The organism is Salinibacterium sp. M195 (genome assembly GCF_019443965.1).
Classification (GTDB): Bacteria; Actinomycetota; Actinomycetes; order Actinomycetales; family Microbacteriaceae; genus Rhodoglobus.
Map to the genome: position 1 here is coordinate 419861 of NZ_CP040814.1, position 17673 is coordinate 437533.

Annotated in this window: 14 protein-coding genes; 5 read left to right on the forward strand and 9 right to left on the reverse strand. The window is 60.6% G+C overall.

Going from position 1 to position 17673, the window contains the following annotated elements; translation table 11 throughout:
- Nucleotides 1-3: 3 nt before the first annotated feature.
- The 7 genes from FFT87_RS02035 to FFT87_RS02065 all read right to left on the reverse strand — a co-directional run bounded on the left by FFT87_RS02035 (nucleotide 4) and on the right by FFT87_RS02065 (nucleotide 8590).
- On the reverse strand, nucleotides 4-648 hold the full coding sequence (locus tag FFT87_RS02035) for a DUF624 domain-containing protein (protein WP_219949725.1): 645 nt from the start codon (nucleotides 646-648) through the stop codon (nucleotides 4-6).
- Entirely contained in the window at nucleotides 645-2612 is a 1968-nt protein-coding gene (locus FFT87_RS02040) for a DUF4962 domain-containing protein (RefSeq protein WP_255560010.1), read from the reverse strand. Before FFT87_RS02040 ends, FFT87_RS02035 begins: the two co-directional genes overlap by 4 nt.
- Nucleotides 2609-4465: a heparinase II/III family protein gene (locus FFT87_RS02045; RefSeq protein WP_219949726.1), complete on the reverse strand. Its 1857-nt coding sequence runs from the start codon at nucleotides 4463-4465 to the stop codon at nucleotides 2609-2611. Before FFT87_RS02045 ends, FFT87_RS02040 begins: the two co-directional genes overlap by 4 nt.
- Nucleotides 4462-5226 (reverse strand): SDR family NAD(P)-dependent oxidoreductase, encoded by a 765-nt coding sequence (locus tag FFT87_RS02050; protein WP_219949727.1) that lies wholly within the window; start codon nucleotides 5224-5226, stop codon nucleotides 4462-4464. Before FFT87_RS02050 ends, FFT87_RS02045 begins: the two co-directional genes overlap by 4 nt.
- A gap of 93 nt (nucleotides 5227-5319) precedes the next feature.
- The gene (locus tag FFT87_RS02055) at nucleotides 5320-6255 is read right to left on the reverse strand and encodes a carbohydrate ABC transporter permease (protein WP_255560011.1); all 936 of its coding nucleotides are present in this window, start codon (nucleotides 6253-6255) and stop codon (nucleotides 5320-5322) included.
- Between the two features lie 2 nt (nucleotides 6256-6257).
- Complete coding sequence (locus tag FFT87_RS02060; protein WP_219949729.1) at nucleotides 6258-7217, reverse strand: carbohydrate ABC transporter permease; 960 nt, start codon at nucleotides 7215-7217, stop codon at nucleotides 6258-6260.
- A gap of 74 nt (nucleotides 7218-7291) precedes the next feature.
- Nucleotides 7292-8590, reverse strand: a complete 1299-nt coding sequence (locus FFT87_RS02065; RefSeq protein WP_219949730.1) for an ABC transporter substrate-binding protein — start codon at nucleotides 8588-8590, stop codon at nucleotides 7292-7294.
- 279 nt (nucleotides 8591-8869) lie between these two features.
- Here FFT87_RS02065 and FFT87_RS02070 point away from each other — a divergent pair, with 279 nt between their 5' ends.
- Together FFT87_RS02070 and FFT87_RS02075 are read left to right on the forward strand one after the other, a co-directional pair.
- Nucleotides 8870-9934: a LacI family DNA-binding transcriptional regulator gene (locus tag FFT87_RS02070; RefSeq protein ID WP_219949731.1), complete on the forward strand. Its 1065-nt coding sequence runs from the start codon at nucleotides 8870-8872 to the stop codon at nucleotides 9932-9934.
- Nucleotides 9909-10280 carry a DUF2834 domain-containing protein gene (locus FFT87_RS02075; protein WP_255560012.1) on the forward strand — a complete coding sequence of 124 codons (372 nt, stop codon included), beginning with the start codon at nucleotides 9909-9911 and terminating at the stop codon, nucleotides 10278-10280. Before FFT87_RS02070 ends, FFT87_RS02075 begins: the two co-directional genes overlap by 26 nt.
- 71 nt (nucleotides 10281-10351) lie before the next feature.
- On the opposite strand, the gene FFT87_RS02080 is transcribed toward FFT87_RS02075, so the two are convergent.
- Complete coding sequence (locus FFT87_RS02080) at nucleotides 10352-11221, reverse strand: restriction endonuclease (protein ID WP_219949732.1); 870 nt, start codon at nucleotides 11219-11221, stop codon at nucleotides 10352-10354.
- A 263-nt stretch (nucleotides 11222-11484) separates the two neighbouring features.
- Here FFT87_RS02080 and pdxY point away from each other — a divergent pair, with 263 nt between their 5' ends.
- The 3 genes from pdxY to FFT87_RS02095 all read left to right on the forward strand — a co-directional run bounded on the left by pdxY (nucleotide 11485) and on the right by FFT87_RS02095 (nucleotide 15134).
- Complete coding sequence (pdxY, locus tag FFT87_RS02085; RefSeq protein WP_219949733.1) at nucleotides 11485-12336, forward strand: pyridoxal kinase PdxY; 852 nt, start codon at nucleotides 11485-11487, stop codon at nucleotides 12334-12336.
- Nucleotides 12337-12441: 105 nt separating this feature from the next.
- The gene (locus FFT87_RS02090; protein WP_219949734.1) at nucleotides 12442-14049 is read left to right on the forward strand and encodes an amidohydrolase; all 1608 of its coding nucleotides are present in this window, start codon (nucleotides 12442-12444) and stop codon (nucleotides 14047-14049) included.
- A 56-nt stretch (nucleotides 14050-14105) separates the two neighbouring features.
- Nucleotides 14106-15134 carry a DUF389 domain-containing protein gene (locus FFT87_RS02095; RefSeq protein ID WP_219949735.1) on the forward strand — a complete coding sequence of 343 codons (1029 nt, stop codon included), beginning with the start codon at nucleotides 14106-14108 and terminating at the stop codon, nucleotides 15132-15134.
- A gap of 51 nt (nucleotides 15135-15185) precedes the next feature.
- On the opposite strand, the gene FFT87_RS02100 is transcribed toward FFT87_RS02095, so the two are convergent.
- Nucleotides 15186-17660: a glycosyltransferase gene (locus FFT87_RS02100; RefSeq protein WP_219949736.1), complete on the reverse strand. Its 2475-nt coding sequence runs from the start codon at nucleotides 17658-17660 to the stop codon at nucleotides 15186-15188.
- Nucleotides 17661-17673: the final 13 nt, after the last annotated feature.

A 17673-nucleotide genomic window follows, 5' to 3' on the forward strand; every position in this document is an offset into this window, starting at 1 on the left:
CCCCTAATCCTGTTCGTCGTTGACGGTAGGCTTCGGCCCCCAGGCCCGCACGCCCACGTAGACCGGCAGCGCGATCGCAGCGAAGGGCGCAATCGTCGGCAGCAGAATCGACACCACGAGAGTCACTGCAACCGTGAACGAGACGAAGAGTGCGCGACGCGGATGCTGCAGCATCAACACGAACCCCTCCCGAACCCAGGTGCGAGCATCCGCTTCCGGGCTGAGGGTCGCTGCAGCAGTCGTGGCGACGAAGAGCACGCACACGCCGGCAGCCACCGGGATGACGGCGGCGCTCAGCATCAGCGCAATCGAGCCGCCGCCCTGGGCCAGTTGGTACGCCAAGAACACGCCATCGCCGACCATGATCGCGAACACCACGGTCGCAACGATGCCGAGGCCAAGCGTGCGCCGCCACGTGTCGCGAAACTCCCGGAAGGTGTTCGTGAAGACCTTGTCGTCGTTGTCGACAATCCAGCGAGCAAAGGCTCGAGCGAGAGCGATCGCAGCCGGAAGCACCGTGATGATGCCGAGCGAGAGAACCAGCACCGCAAGCGAACCCAGAAAGATGTTGCCCGGGTAGGTGAGCGCGGTCAGCATGCTGCGCTCCCACCGCGGCGTGCGGCGCTTGGTTCTCTTCGGCTGGCTCATCGTCGCGTGCTCGTGCTCCCCTGGAATCCTTCGCCAATGGCAGCAGTGGCGCCCAGTGCGGGAGCGTCGCCATCAAAGCCCAACGATACGGTTTCGGTCACTCCGTCGCGCTCAATCTCCACACGCACTCCCCCGGCAGCGACGTCGTAGCGGATGGCCGCGGGTGCGGTGTCATCCCAGCGACGCGACTCGAGAACCGTCACGAAGCGTGCGCTCGTGGTCGGTTCGCTCAGTCGCTTGAGGGTGTGCTGCTTTTTGCTAATCGCCAAACTCGGCGTGGATGACGTGGGGTTGGCGTGCACGAACGTTTCGACGATTTCGCTGGTGGGGTTGTCGTCGAGCGCAGCGATCGGCATGACACCGTGACCGGCATCCGCTCGCCACCGCTTGTCGCTGATGGCAACGGGAGCATTGTCGGTTTGCAGCAGCCACGTCCAGGTGCGGGGCTGATCGGCGGCGAGGTCGTCGGCGATTACGAGGGTTCCGCCGGGCGTCATGACGAGGTGACGGCGCACGCGCGTGACGCCGAGCCCCCGGTCGTACATCGCCGAGGATTCGCTCACCGCGTGGGTCCAGCCGTCCTTCAGCGTTGTCGTCAGAATCTCGGCCGTGAACTCTTCGGCCAGCTCTTCGAACACGTGGTACCGGTCTTCGTTCACGAAGCCGTTGCCGTCAACGAGGATCGAGTTGTGGTGTTCAGTGAGCTTGCGCGACGAGTAGCCCTCGTCGATCGCAAGGAACGAGCCCTGACCCAAGAACACGAAGCTGCCGGAGTCGGGATGGTGGTGCCCCGCGTTCAGCGTGACCCAGCCGTTCTGCTCGCGCTGACGGTGCGACTGGTTCCACGCTTTGTGACCGCCGCCGGGTGAGGCCTTAAACGACACGAGTGCCGCCTGCTCATCCCACGAGGTGCGACCGACGACGAGACCGAGGTCTTCGAAGTACTTGCTCGGCGGGAGCGTTTCGGGGCCAGCTGCCTCGACACTGGGGTCAAACCACAGCAGCTCTTGGTACGCCTCGGGGCGAACGCCGGGCCGCACGCCACTCTCGTAGGCTTCGCGCCAATAGAACTCGGTAGACACCTTGTTGGCCAACCACTGCGCCTGCGGGATGCGGTACTCGGCAGCGAGCTTGTAATACAGGGCGACCGGATGCCCGCTGCGGCGGTCGTGGCAGTCACCGTGATCGACAATCCGCTCCATGTCGGGAGCGGCCTGGTAGAGGCGGTACCAGAACGTCTCCTTCAAGTAGGTGCCGCGATTGAACCAGTCAATGCCTTCTTGGTCACGCAGCACGTCAAGGTAACTCGCGATCCACGGCACTCCGTAGCGCCAGTAGACGACGCCCTCGTTGTTGGAACCGTCGTCGGGAAGGGAGTCGAGAACTAGGGCAAAGTTGTCTTTCGCGCGCTCGGTCCAGGCCTTCGCTTCGGGGTACTTCTCTTGCAGGGCATACCCGGCGGTGGCGAGGCCGGCGTAGCAAATCCAGTTGTGGTTCTGCCAGTACGACGACGACCACCATCCGCCCTCTTTCTCCACCGCGAACTCGTACATGCGCTGGCCTTGAAGCAGCAACTTGTCTTCGAGCGCTTGCTTCTCTTCGGGGCGCAGGGCATCGCCCGCCCACGAATACGCGAGCGACAGCCCGTGAAGAATCCAGCCGGCATCGAGGTCGTGGTCGGGCAGGTTCGCCTTGCCCCAGTGCGGGAACGACAGCGGCGGCGCCAACCAGCGACGCAACTCTTCGAGGTAGGCCTCTTGCCCGGTCAACCGGTACGCAAGGGCAAGGTTTGCCGAACCCGGTCCGAAATAAGTGATGGATGCCAGCGGGTGTTCCTGCGGAAGTTCCACCCCCTTCGCGCGCTCACACTCCTCGAGCAGGCGACGGAATTGCGCGCTCAAGGCGCCGTCGAGGGCGCTCCGCAGCTCAGCTTCGCGGCTACCAATCAGCATGGGGGTGGTCACAGTGCTACCTCTATTCGGGAAGTGTCGTGGTCAGCGGCGGCGATCTCAATCACCACAGCGGTATCGGAAATATGGGTCTCAATGGAGTCGATGGTGGCGTCGGGGTCGAAGCTGTAGACGCTCACGAAGGTCGAGGCCGGGGCCGTCGTCACCCAATCGGCGATTTCTTGGAGCCGGCTCGGGTCGTCGGAGGGCCCGCGACCGGCGTGCAGGTCGAGCGTGCTTTCGCCGGAGGCCCAGTGCCAACCGTTCAGGGCCGGCTGGGTCTGCTGGGTCTGCTCGCCAGTTTTGGCGTGCGCGCCCGCGGGCGAACCAGTCGCTCCCGCACCAGCACCCCAAGTCGAACGCCACGAGCTGCCGACAACTCTGACGCTGAAATCGACGGCAGGGCGAAGGCCAAGCGCAATCGTGTGCGGTTCGCCGTCATCACACGTGACGTGCATGACATCCACGAGCAGTCCGTCATCGAGCTGCACGGTTCGGCTCAGTCGAATGCCCTCAATCGCGGTCGTGGTCACGGCCGTGACGCGAGAGGTCGCAGCATCCCACGCGGTGATCTCTGCGGTTGCTTCGACCTGATCGGAGCCATCAACGCTCACCGTCGGATGCGCCACGGTCCGCGCATAGTAGGAGTGGCGCAGCGCGTGCCCATACGGCGGAACCGCCGGAGCCGGCTGCCAACGCACGCCATCGCCATAGAGATAGAGCGCGAGCTTGTCGAAGTGACCGTGGGCTCCGCCGTGCGGTCCAGCATCGAGGATGCCGACCATGCGATTGCGTGAATCACGCAACACGACATACCCGGCATCCTCGAATGCTCGCGAACCGACCACCACCGGCGCGCGGTCAAGCGGTGCTCCCACAAACCAGCCTTCGAGCATCCACTCGAGACCATCGTGGTCAGCACCCAGTCTTTCGACGACCCACGACTGCACAGTCGTCAGGCCGGTATCGCTGAAAAACTGAGCACCCAGGGCGCAGATCTCCAACACTTCGCGGTGCATGGCGACCCGGTCGTAGGGTCCGTCGTGCAGCGCGGGCAAAAACCCATCAGGGGCCGCGATCGACACGAGCACGTCGATCATGCGGCGCAAAGTATCGGCAACTTCAGTCGCAACCTGCTGCGGGTCGAGCCCGCGCAAACCCAGAAGATAGGCCCGCAAAACGAACACGTGATAGTAAGTGGATGCCTCCCACTCCCAGCCGTCAGAACGCACGGCGAGCTGCAGGTGATCCACGATCGCGGTCTCGAAGTGTGCGGCAACAGGCTCGCCACCCAGCGACTCGCGGGCTAGCGCGATGAGGCGAGCTGCGGCATCCAGCCACGCGGTGTAGTTGCTGCGTTGATCGTTGCGGTCTTCAATAAGGATGCGGCGAGACTCGGCCAGCGTGTCAGCGAGCCCTTCGAGAGTGCGGCTGAGAGTCGCCGACTCCTGAAGTTCGGGAATCGCTCCGAGCGTGATGATCGCATCCGCGAAGCCGACGGCCCACTGCGCCTCAGAGAGTGCCTGGGCAAACAGCTTGCCGCGCAGCATCCATGATTCGCTGCGTTCGCTCCAGCCGCCGGCCGAAATCTGGTCGTACAGTGCGGCATAGTCGAGCACGAGCTCGACAGCACGCTCACGATCGGCGACCTCACCGTGCAGCGCGTACCGTCGCGCAGCAACCCGAGCGGCCCGAGCAAGGGCTTGATGTTCAAGCGCGAGCCAGGCGGCCTCGACTTTGTCACCCGCGAGGCGACAGCCGTAGCTGCACAGAAACTCGTTGCCCTCGCGGACACCCAACTCGATGCCGTGGGTGGGGCAGACATAGTCATGCCACCACCCGCCCGGCTGCTGCGGAACAGAACTCATCGGAAGTTGAGTCCTCCGTTGATGTCAACAACTTGGCCCGTGACATACGACGAAAGGTCGGATGCCAAGAACAGAGCAACGTCAGCAACGTCGCCAGCGGTGCCTGCACGACCGAGCGGGATGCCCGCCACAATGTTCTTCTGAGCCTCGCTCGGTGTGAACGTTTCGTGGAACGATGTCTCGCCAATGAAGCCCGGCGCAACAGCGTTCACCGTGATCTTCTTGCCGGCGATTTCCTTTGCGAGAGCACGCGTGAAACCAACGACGGCAGCCTTCGATGTCGCGTAGACAACCGATCCAGCACCGCCACCGTTTTCGGCAGCGAGTGACGCCATCGTGATGATGCGGCCGTGCTCTGACTCCGCCAGCGCGGGGAGTGCCTGGCGAGTCGTGAAGAAGGTGCTCGCAATGTTCACATCCATGACCTCGTTCCAGCGCTCATCCGTGGTCTCCATGATCGTGGCGCGGCCCACCAAGTGACCGGCATTGTTGACGAGGATGTCGAGGCCACCAAGGAACTCGACGGCGGCATCCACCAGCTTCGTTGCCTGCGCCGAGTCGGTGAGATCAGCCTGTACCGCGAGCGCACGATGCCCGCCCGCTTCGATCTCTTCCTTTACCGCGGTGGCTCCCGCTTCACTGTTGGCGTAGTGCACCACTACGTCAGCTCCTGCCGCCGCCAGTGCTTTCGCGATGGCCGCGCCGATTCCAGCTCCTGCGCCTGTTACGAGTGCGCGTCGTCCGGTGAGGTCAATGCTCATGTCTGTTTACCGTGCCTATCTATTGGGTGAGTGTTGGTTAGTCGAAGGTCCGTGCGGCGCCGCCAGTCGTTCGGGGTGGCTACCTGCTGTGCGTTACTTGATTCCGGCGTTGGTGAAGCCCTGAATGAAGTACTTCTGGGCGAAGATGAACAGCACCACCATCGGTACGGTCGCCATCGTGGTTCCGGCCATCAGGTACTGCCACTGGGTGTTGTCGAGCTGCTGGAATACCGCGAGCCCGACCTGAATCACGCGCAGGTCGCTACTGGTCGTCACGAGCAGTGGCCAGAGGAAGTTGTTCCAACTCTCCTGGAAGGTCAGCAGCCCGACGGTCGCAATGGCCGGCTTAATCAGCGGCGTATAGATCTGCGAGAAGATGCGGAACTCGCCTAGGCCGTCAATTCGCGCCGCCTCCTCGAGATCCTTCGGCAGCGACAAATAGAACTGACGGAATAGGAAGATCGCGGATGCGCTCAGCCCACCAGGAATGATCAGAGCCCACCAAGTGTCCAACCAGCCACTACCGCCCTGGCCGAGAATGTCGTTGCCACCGAAGAGGGGCATGAACTTCACGAGGAGGAACTGCGGAACGATCTTCGTGTAGGTGGGGATCATCAGCATCGCGATAAAAGCGAGGAAGATCGCCTCCCGCCCCTTGAAGTAAATACGGGCCAACGCATACCCCGCCATCGAACCCAACACGACAGTGATGAAAGTGTGAGTGGTGGCGATGACAAAGCTGTTGCGAAAGTACAGGCCGAACGGCGCAGCATCCAGAGTCGCCGCATAGTTGCTGAACATCCACTCTTGCGGAAAGAACGTCGGCGGAAACTGTGCCAGCTCGGCCGGCGACTTGAGGCTCGTGAGCACCATCCACAGGAACGGCACCAGCATCGTGATCGAGCCAAGAGTGAGCGCCACGTTGATGAGCGCCGCTTGCCGCCCCTTCGCATGATGGAACCACCTCTTGCGGGGAACAACCGTGATCTCTTCGCTAATCGCGAGGGCCTTGATAGTAGGGAGAGTCATCACTAGTCCTCTTCTTTGGTGACGCGACGGCTAATGAGAGTGACAAAGAGGAGGAAGGCGAAGAGAACAACCGACTGAGCGGATGCCATTCCCATCCGGAATTCCTGGAACGCCGAGCGATAGACCTCGTAGGTCATCATCGTCGTGGCGTTGGCCGGCCCACCGTCGGTGAGCACGTAGATCTGGTCGAACACTTGGAAGGCGCCGATGATCGAGATGATGAAGACAAAGAAGGTGGCCGGCTTGAGCATCGGAACGGTGATGCTGAAGAATTTGCGAATTGAGGATGCTCCGTCGAGCGATGCCGCCTCGTAGAGAGATTCGTCGATGTTCTGCAGGGCCGCGATGTAGATGAGCATCTTGATACCAATGCCCTGCCACGCACCGACCAAAATCACTGCCGGTAGCGCCCACTTGGGGTCAACGAGCCATGCCTGACCGGGGAGCCCGATCGTTTCGAGCATGGCATTCAGCAGACCGTACTGCGGGTTGAAGATCCACAACCAGACCATCGCGATGGCGACAGTGGCCGTGACCTGCGGAAGGAAGAACGCGGTGCGGTAGAACTTTTGTAGCTTGAGGCCCTGGTTGAGAAGCACGGCCACGACAACAGCGACGGCCATCGATACGGGCACTGTCCAGAACGTGTACCAAATCGTGTTGCCGATGGACTGCATGAAGACGGCGTCGTTGAACATTTCGACGTAGTTGTCGAACCAGATCCATTTCGGAGCCGCGAAGATTCCGTAGTCAGTAAATGAGAGGTAGAAGGTCGCGATGACGGGGATCAACGTCCACAGCCCCACGTGGATCACGGATGGCGTGATCATGAGCCAGCCAGCGCGGCGGCGCTTCTTCTCCGCGGTACTGATGCGCTTGCGTTTCTTCGGTGCGGTTGATGGGGAAACCTGCTTCGCTGCCGCTTTCGCGCCGCGAGTGGGGTGTCGCTCTGTAGTGGTCATCACGCCCTCGTGTGGTTGAAGTCTGGGGAGGTAGCGCCCGGGTGCGTTCGGCACCCGAGCGCTAGGGGAAGGAACTAGCGGTCTATTGCTGTCTGAACGAGAGCAGCGAGATCGTCAAGCGCTTCCTGCGGAGTTTTCTGTCCGAGCAGAGCACCCTGAACTGCGGGGGCAAAGTCGCCACGCACTTCAAGCCACTGCGACGGGCCGCCCTCGCGCTGGGCGACATCCAAGTTCTCCATGGCGAACTGCACGAAGCGGTTCGACTGCACGTAATCAGAGTCGAGCAGTTCGGTGAGAGCTGGCACGTTGCCACGCTGTTCGTTAGCCGCGAGGGCTGCGTCAGGGCTCGAGAGGAATTCGAGGAGCGCACGGGCAGCCTGCGGGTTCTTCGAGTTGTTGGCAACCGTCGCCAAGGTTCCGCCAAAGAACATGCCGGAGGATTCCCCCTGAATAACGAACGGTTCGAGGTTGTCGAGAACCGTGGGGTCAGCTTCCATGGCCTGAGTCCACAGGTTGTTGTGAGCGATTCCCATTGCGGCCCGACCGTTAATGAGCGGGTTCACAATGTCGTCAGTCGAGGTAAAGCCGATGTCTTCGACCTTGTACTTGTTCACCATGTCGGCCATGAGACCAAGAGCGGCAACACCTTCGTCGCTATTGAAGGCGGGGGCGGTGGCATCCTCGTTGAAGAGCTCGCCGCCGGCCGAGAAGAGCATCGTCTCGAACGCCTGGCGGGCATCCAGCGACATCATGTCGAAGCCGGCACGTTCGAGCGAACCGTTGCCGGAGCGCACTGTCGTCGCCTCGGCGATCTCGATGAGCTCTTCCCAGGATGAGGGCGGGCTGTCGTAGCCAGCTTCTTTCAGGATGTCCATGCGAGCGACTCCGAAGCGGGTGTCGAGCATGATCGGCACGGCGTACACGTTGCCATCCCACATGCCAGCTTCGACAATCTCGGCGGTGTAACTCTCCTTGAGTGTGTCTTCGCTCAGGCCGAGTTCGCCGAGGTCAGCAAGGACGCCCTTGTCGGCGAACGCTTCGATCCAGCCGACGCCCATGAGCATAACGTCGGGAACGAGACCCGAGACAACTGCTGTGGTGAGCTTCTCGTTGAGGTTGCCGTACGTCGTGTAATCGACGTTCACCGTAACGTTCGGATACTCCTCATAGAACTGAGGAAGAAGTTCGTCTTCGAGAAGGTCTTGCCCGGGGCTTCCTTCAAAGATGGGGGTGAGGAGGCTGATCTCGCCCGATACCTCATCGGGGTTCAGATTGGTGTCTGCTTCGCCGGTAGTACAGGCGGCGATACCGAGACCCAACAGGGCTACCATCGCGACCGATGCTGTGCGGCGGATTTGTGACTTCACTTCCATGTGCGTGTCCTCTCAAGCTGAGATTGAACGACGGCTCCAGTGCCTTCGTTCCGCGACGTCGTCGTCGGCTCATTCGATTCCTTACCGATTTCCTAGGGGGGTGGTGAAATCGGTGTAACGATGCACTGACCATAGACGAGTCGTTCTCCGCGAGTCAAGAGGATTCCGAGAAAATTTCTTCGCTTCCAGCAAACGGCTGCACTCTGGCTTGCTCAGAATCAATAAATCGTTACACTAAAACAACGGTCATCAGGATCGTCGTCAACTGAAGGAGGTCACGTGGCTCGAGTAACCATCCAGCATGTGGCGAAGGCCGCTGGCGTTTCCCCCAGCACCGTCTCCAATTTCCTCAACGACCGTCAGGGTCGAATGGTCGCGGCGACACGTACGCGCATCGAGACCGCGATCTCAGAACTCGGCTACCGCCCTAACCGTGCGGCGCGGCAGTTGCGCAATGGCAAAACCCAAACCGTTGGCCTCGTCGTGCCCTCTGTTGGCAACCCCTTCTGGGGAGCATTCGCTCACGAAGTTGAGGTCGCAGCCCTAGCTCTGGGGTGCAGCGTTTTGCTCTGCAACAGCGAGCGCGATCCCGAACGCGAGCGTCGCTACGTCGAAGAGCTCTGGGAAGATGGCGTTCGCAGCATCATCCTGTGCACCTCGTTGCCCTCGCTCGATCACGTCAGTCACGTGATCGCCGAGGGGCTGCGACTCGTCACTTTCGATCGGCCAGCTCAACCGAATGATCCCGAATCGGTGGTCAGCATCAGCATCGACAACAACGTCGGCGGCCAAGTCGCCACGGCTCATCTCTTGGAGTTGGGCCACACCAGCATCGCCTTTGTGTCTGGCTCGATTCGTTCGGTGAACCGTTCCGCGCGCTACCGCGGGTATTGCGACGCCATCGAAGCCGCCGGGCTCTCGGTCGCTGACATGCCGCAGTGGACGGGAATGGATGCTGCGCTCTTCGGTGATGTCGAAGCTGCCGAAGTGGGGCGGGCTGCCGCACGCGATCTCTTCGCCGACACGAAGACCGCCCCGACTGCGGTGGTAGCGATCAATGACATGACAGCACTGGGATTCTGTCGCGGCCTGCGCGATTTGGGGCTCAAGGTCGGGCGCGATGTTTCTGTGATCGGCTTTGACGACATCATTCTCGCTGACCTTTATGACCCGCCGCTAACGAGCGTTCGCCAGCCCATCACGCGGATGGCGCAGCTTGCCGTTTCGGAGGCTGTCGAGCGTGGCTCGAACGAGTCAACTGACCCGGGCAGCTCGGTTCTCTTGCGCCCAGAGCTTGTGGTGCGAGAGTCTACGGAGCATGTCCCCTCAACCCCACGACCGTAAGCGTCCCACTCTTCTCCGCCACTGGAATGCGACCGCGATCACTTTTGCGGTGCTCTCCGTCGTCGGTCTGGTCGGCACGTGGATCTTCAACGCGCTGGCAATCGTGCAGATGCGTGACTACCTCGGCGACTGGTTCGGCAGCGGCCCGGCCGTCAACTCGCTCGGCGTTGACCTTCTCGTGGTTGCTGTCGCGGGCAGCATCCTGATCATCATCGAAGCGCGCCGGCTTGGGATGAAGCGGGCTTGGCTCTATATCGCGCTCTCGGGCATCACGGCCTTCGCATTCACCTTCCCACTGTTCCTCGCGATGCGCGAGCGCAAGCTCGTGGAGCTTGGGCGGCACTAGCCTTGGCGCTCGAACCGGTCGGGAAAAGCAGCGGGCCAAAGGGAGACGTGCGGCCGAACGATCCTGCCGCTCTAACGGCCGAGGCCGCGCTCCATCAATTCGAACGCCGATGGATTGATACCGCGGAGTTCAGCCGCCTCTGCGCTGTAGACAAACAGTGCAATGCCGGAGCGGTCCGCGAACTTAACCGCACCAGACGAGTATCCATTGCTGGTGAAAAAGAGTGGACGCCGCCCGTCGTCATTCGCCACCCCTGCAAGCTCTCTCACCGGAGCCACACCTACAGAACCGACGAAGTGCTTCACTTGTGCGATGTATCTGGCCCCAGCGACATCTACTCCCCCATCACCTTGGTATGCAGTGACCTCGGCGTTAACCTCGCCAAGATGACGCATCCACTGTGCCACCAAGCTTTCAGCCCCGCGAGGAGTTACCCCTGTACGAATTCTGTCTGGGCGCGTTGAATTTCTTACAACGCCACGAGATACGGGAACCCCCTCGCTTCGCCTTCGTTTGTCAAGAACGTGAATCGCTCCGTCGAACGCGGCCTTCCGCATCGCTGATATGTGCAACAGACGAGCGTCCTTGGCTTCCTGTCCGATCCTGAGCCACGAGAAGAATATTGTGACCGAGAGCACGAGCGACACAACAGCTGACATCCAGAGTGCCGGTATCCAATCAAGCAATTCTTGAACTATGAACGTGTCTGAATTGCCGTACCAGTACGCGACGCCAGCGAGCACGGCCGCCATCATCAGACCGACGGCAGCGACGGCTCCGTGGTGTTCAGCTTTGCGCTCGAGATCACTCTTGTGAAGCTTGATCTGTGGAAGGAGGATTGAGTCGACTGTTGATCGCACCTCGGCGTCTGATGCTCGAAGATTCTGGAAACTTCGAGCAAATACCGCGCCCACTTCGCGAGCGGAATTCACAGATCTCATGGCAACATGATCGCACTTAACCGGGCGGAGAAATTTCGTCCACCAAATCAACCCTTTTCTATCAAACAGCGAGGCCGCGGAATTCGGTCCTTTGAGCGCAGCAGCGTATTCCTTCGGCCGAAGCATTCTGTAACCCGACTCTCGCGTTTCGACCCTCAGCTCCGGTTTCGGCTTGAAGTTGACGTCTTCTTCAGGCCTCAGCTTCGGGCCGACTGACCGAGTTGCTTACTCGCGCACTTAGTAGAAGGTGGGAGAATCGTCTAATGAAGATCCTCTCGATTCAGTCCGCAGTCGCGTTTGGCCATGTCGGCAACTCGGCTGCCGTGTTCCCGCTGCAACGCATCGGCGTTGAGGTGTTGCCGGTCTATACGGTGAACTTCTCGAACCACACCGGCTATGGCGCGTGGCGTGGCCCGATGATCGACCCGAGTGACGTCTCTGAAGTCATCGCCGGCATCGAGGACCGCGGAGTCTTCCCCCAGATCGACGTCATCCTTTCGGGCTACCAGGGCGGCGAGGGCATCGGCGATGTCATCATCGACACCGTTGCCCGCGTCAAGGAAGCGAACCCGAACGCGATCTACGCGTGCGACCCCGTGATGGGCAATGCGAAATCCGGATGCTTCGTAGCCCCGGCCATTCCGATCCTGCTTCGCGAGCGCGTGGTTCCTGTCGCTGACATCATCACGCCTAACCAGTTCGAGCTCGGATTCCTCACCGAGACCGAGCCAGACACGATCGAGTCAACCCTCGCCTCGGCCGACGTGGCGCGCGCCATGGGCCCGAGCACCGTTCTCGTGACCAGCGTTGAGCGTCCCGACCGAGAAGCGGACACCATCGAAATGATGGTCGTGACGGATGCCGGAGCCTGGATCGTGCAAACCCCGCAGCTTCCCATGAAGGCCAACGGTTCCGGTGACGTCACCGCCGCCCTCTTTACCGCCCACTTCACGCGCAGCGGCGATGCCGCGGATGCTCTGGCTCGCACAGCATCTAGCGTCTTCGACTTGCTCACCAAAACTCTTGAATCTGGCGAGCGCGAGCTGCAACTCGTGGAGTCACAGGAGTTCTACGCTCATCCGCAGATGCAGTTCACTACGCGCCAGGTTCGCTGAACAGACGGTTGCGTGAACCGCCCTGCGGCGTTTCACAACCTACCTAGCGTGTGCCACTAGGGTGCTAGAGAGTTCCGCAATTAGCGGGTACTGGAAGGTAGTGCTGTGGCTTCGACTCTTTTCATCGGGAACATCCTCACCCTCGACGAGAAAGCCCCGCGCGCGGGTGCCGTGCTCGTAGACGGTGAACGAATAACAGCCATCGGAACCGAACAAGAACTCCGCGCGGTGTTGCCCGGCGACACCGCGATTGTAGAACTCGGCGACCGAGTGCTCATGCCCGGCCTCATCGAACCACACGGTCATCCCCTCGAGAGTGCGGTGCTCCTCAGCGAGAACGTGGTCGACATTCGCCCAGTCATTGTGAGAGACCCCGAAGTGATCTTCGATCGCATCCGTACTGCCATCGCTTCGCAGCCTGAAGGGGCGATGGTAAACGGTTGGGATCCGCTGCTGCAGTTAGGGCTCGTAGACCCCACTCTCGCCAGTCTCGACGAACTAGCCGGAGATGTCCCGCTCCTCATTCTTCACAACTCCGGGCACAGCGCCTTCTTCAATACGGCGGCAGCCCATCTCGCCGGAATCAGTCGTGAGACCCCTGACCCGCCCGGAGCTTCTTATGCGCGGGATGCCGCGGGCAACCTCTCGGGAGTTGCGCGCGAGACAGCAGCAATCATGACCGTCGCAGGCCCCTTCCTCAGCCGCGGCTACGCAGATTTTGGGCGCCTCCTCGCCGCGGAACTACAGCGCGCCAATGCCGCCGGGGTCACCACACTCTGCGAGATGTCATGGAATCCCGCCCAAGCTCCCTTGGTAGCCGCTGCCCGCGAGAGCCACGAACTCACCGCCCGACTCCGCTTCTATGAGATGTCTCACCCGGGCGGCACAAGCGCTACGCCTCGGCACAATGGGGATGACATCGTCGCTCAAGTCGGGATCAAAACGTGGGCAGACGGGTCGCCCTGGGTCGGAAACATTGCCACGTCGTTTCCATACCTCACCAACGCCACTACCGCCGCCATGGGCCTCGAGCCCGATCACCGCGGCGCCGCCAATTTCTCCCAGGCGCAACTCACCGAGATATCCCGGGGCTACGCCGCTCAGGGCTGGCAGCTCGCCTGCCACGCTCATGGAGATCTTGCGATAGACAGTGTGCTGAACGCGTGGGAATCCGTTATTGCCGAGCTCGGCCTCACCGACCACCGCTTTCGACTCGAACATGTCGGAGCGATCACGGCAGAGCAGTGCGCCCGCGCCGCCTCCCTCGGGGTCACCGTGAGTGTTTTCGTTGACCACATTCATTACTGGGGTGACGTATTGGTCGACGGCCTCTTCGGGGAACCCGGTAAACGATGGGCGGATGCCCAGAGTGCCGTGGCCGCCGGAGTTCGCACCACATTCCACAACGATGGCACGGTCACGCCGCTCGAGCCTTTCCGCAACATGGCGGTCGCGATGACCCGGCGCAGCAATACGGGCCGCAGGCTCGATGGGGCTGAGGGCGTGTCTCTCAATGACGCCCTCAAAGCACACACGGTGAACGCAGCGTGGCAGTTGCAGGCCGAAGACCAGATCGGCAGCATCGAGGTCGGGAAATTCGCCGACCTCATCATCGTCGATCGGGATCCGCACGCCATCGATGCCGAACTGCTCGCCAACACACAAGTGCTCTCCACCTACTTCGCTGGTGCGCTCGTGTACCAGCGGGGCTAGTCGAGCAGAGTTCTGTTCATCCGAAATACAACAACTCACCAGGGGACGATGAGACAGTGACCGACGCAGGAGAAAAAGAGGCTCCACCCTCGAATCTCAACAATGTCTCCCATATGCGCAATGCTGTGCTGTTCGAAGGTCCAGAACGCGGACAACGCTTGAGCCGTTTTTGGATTCTGCTGAGTCTCGCGTCGACGATTGCGGCCGCTGGAATCGTCGCTGACTCAACTGCTGCCGTCATTGGGGCGATGATCGTTGCCCCCATGATGCTCCCGATTCAGGGAACAATGCTTTCCACCGTGCTCGGCGATCGAGTGAACCTTATTCGGTCGATTATTCTCGTCGCCTCCGGTGCTGCCGCTGCAATTGCGATCGGCTTCCTTGTCGGAATGTTGGTAACAAATGATGTTGTCGCGGCAACTAACGCTCAGGTCGCTGGTCGAGTGCATCCGGGGCTCATCGATCTGCTCGCAGCTCTAGCCACTGGAGTGGTCGGTTCGTTTGCGCTCATTCGTCGTGACATTTCAGACACTCTGCCCGGTGTCGCTATTGCCATCTCGCTGGTGCCGCCGCTTGTCGTCGCTGGTCTCACCCTCGAATCCGGGGCGACCGAAGAGAGTCTCGGTGCGCTCTTGCTCTTCGTCACAAACGTCGCATCGATTTTGGCAACCGGCGTCGTGGTGATGGCTCTCTTCAAGATTCAGCGATCCCTGCGTGCCGATACGCAGAGTGGTGTCGCGAAAGTCGCCCAGCGAAAAACTGCGCTCGTTATTTCAGCGATGCTCGTTGTCGTCGCGATCCCCCTCACGATCTCATCGATTACTACCGGAACTAACACGGTACGAGAAAACACGATTCGCGCGATCACCGATCAATGGGCCAGCGAGGCCGACTGGGATCTGGTGACAGTAGACACCCGTCTCAATCAAGTGTTGGTCCGGGTCACTGGGCCTCTGCCCGCCCCAGACACGAAAGAGCTTGCGGCCCGCATAGCCGCGAGTGATATCGACCCTACGGTCGTCGAAGTTGAGCTCGTGCCGTCGCACAGCGTAATTCTTGACAAGCCCGAAACATCCACGAATTAGACGCCTCGCGTCCAATTCAGCCAGGACATCTGGGCGGAAAGACCCTACTGGTTATGGTCGCTTCAGCCGCCGCCGAATTTTGGCGACAACAACCTTGGGCCCCGCGTTCTTCAGGTAGAAGACGACCCGTTCAAGGTCGTGGATCGGCCCGGAATAACGCTTTCGTCGTGTGCGCCCTAAGGACCGTTGCCGCGAAACGCCAGTGCGGTCGCCAGCGCGGTGTGCCGTATTCACGAAATTGACCAGCGGGGCGAGAGCCGTCTGCCAGTAGTAGCGTTCCCGTACTCGGTGGATGTTGGCCCGAGCTGCAGCGATGAACTCCTCATCGAACAGAACCTTTTCGAGTGCCTCAGCAAGTTGGTCAACGTTCTCTGCCTCAACGACCACACCGAGTCCTTCGGCGGCGACGAGTTCAGCGAAGTGATCGCCCTCGGTAACCACCATGGGGAGTTCTGCCCACAAGTAGTCGAGAATTCGCGTGCGGAACGAGAAGGTCGTTTCGACGTGCGAGAAATGGGTGCTGACGCCGGCATCGGCCTCAGTGAGATAATTCTGTCGCTCACTGTAGTCAACCCAGGAGTCGTTGAAGAAAACTGCAGAGTCGAGAACCGCTAGTTCCTGAGCGAGGCTTCGCGATTCGGCGACGATTTCCATCTCCGGCACACCAGGATGCGGATGCTTCGTGCCTTGGAAAAACAGTCGCACGTTGTCGTGCCGCTCCGATACCGCGGCAACTGCGCGGATCAATGTCTTGGGATCAAACCAGTTATAGAGACCGCCACTCCACAGCAAGACTTTGTCGGTTTTATTGATGCCGGGCTTAACACCCTTCAGCACGTCATGCACGTGGATCGGTGGCGTCGACGACAAGCCGAAAGGCGCGACGCTGATGAGCCCATCAAGATCTGGGTCACCCTCGTAGTTCGCTGGGTTGATGCGGCCAAGCGCCGCCAATTGACCAAGCCAGAACATTTTTTGACGATCGGATGCGCACAAAAAGAAGTCACCGCGTTGCAGTTGCTCATTGAGCACCTGCGTTGCGTCATCCACTTGTTGCGCCCACTGTGCGGCCGGAAGTTCGCGGCCTTGCTCAAGCTGCTCAAGGTGCATGGGGTCGTAGATGTCGACGACCATGATTTTCTCGGTGGTCTGCAGCGCGCTGAATACTGCCATGGCGTGGCCTTGGAAGATGATGACGTCGGCCCACTGCTCAAATTTGCGGAACGCGCGGTCATCGCCTGGTCGCACATGCGCAAGCGAGAATGGCGCTTCCAACGGTTCGACACCGGTCAGGCTGAGAAGTGTCACTTCGTTGTCGGCCGTGAGTTGCTCGGCCATATTCCAGGCCCGGATGGCGGGTCCGGCGAGTTTAATACCGATCGGATCGCCGGTGATGATGAGTACGCGGTTTCCGACCGCATTCGACGGGCGAGCTACATCAAAAGTGGAGACGAGGTTCTCGTAACCGTCGAGATACGGTTTTTCGTGGGTGATGGGAGCGTCGGCAACCCCGAACAAGCGCCAGACGTGCGCGTCGCTGACCGTTCTCGTTTTCTGCACTCGGGCGCGAGACTTCTTTAGTTCCGGAAGCAGTTGAACGAACTGGTCGATCGCAAATACATTGGCGACTGTCTGTTTGGAGACCTCGATGACATCCGTGTCGTCGCCTCCTGGTTTGCGCAGGTCGAACGATGTTGAGTCAAGTTCTCCGCGGGTTACTCCGCGACGAATGGACAGCCCGATTGCCGCGGGAAGAGTCTCAGCGAGAGCCTTATCATCGAGGTTCTTGTACAGGGTGTAGAGCGCGTTGCGTTCGAGAAGGTACGTCTCTTTGTGCGAACCGAACGCCTTCATCGAGGCGTGGTGCTTGTGAAATGCTAGCGACGCTGGCTCGTAGGCGTAGCGATAGCCGAGGAGGTTGAGCCGCCAGCCGAGGTCTACGTCCTCGAAGAACATGAAGTAGTTCTCGTCAAAACCTTCGAGCTCGTCATAGACCGTACGGCGCACAAACATGGCGGATCCGGTGCCGAATAAGACGTCGGTAGGGACTTCGGGGGTGCTCGGAATGGGCTCAGCGGTGAATGGCTTGTAGCCCATGCCGTACCAGGTCATTGCTGACCCGATGTAGTCGACGAGGTTGCCTTCCCAGTCGAGAACTCTGCTTGCGACCGCGCCAATGCGAGGGGATTCCTCGAACTTTGCCACCGCAGCCCGGATCCACTGGTCATCCGGTCGCGCATCGTTATTGAGCAGCGCAACGTACTCTCCCGACGACGCAGCGACTCCCCTGTTGCACCCTCCGGCGAATCCGTCGTTGGTCTTTGAAACGATCAGCTTCACATGCGGAGCAGCTGCGCGAAGTCGCTCGGCGCTATCGTCGCCCGACGCGTTCTCAACAACGATGATCTCAAGCTTGCCCTGTGGCCAGTCGATCTGCCCAAGGTTGCCGATCGCTTCGATGGTGTCGTCTGTGCCCCGGAAATTCACGAGAACAACAGAAACTAACCCCAGACGCACGTCACCCATCAGGTCCTTTCCG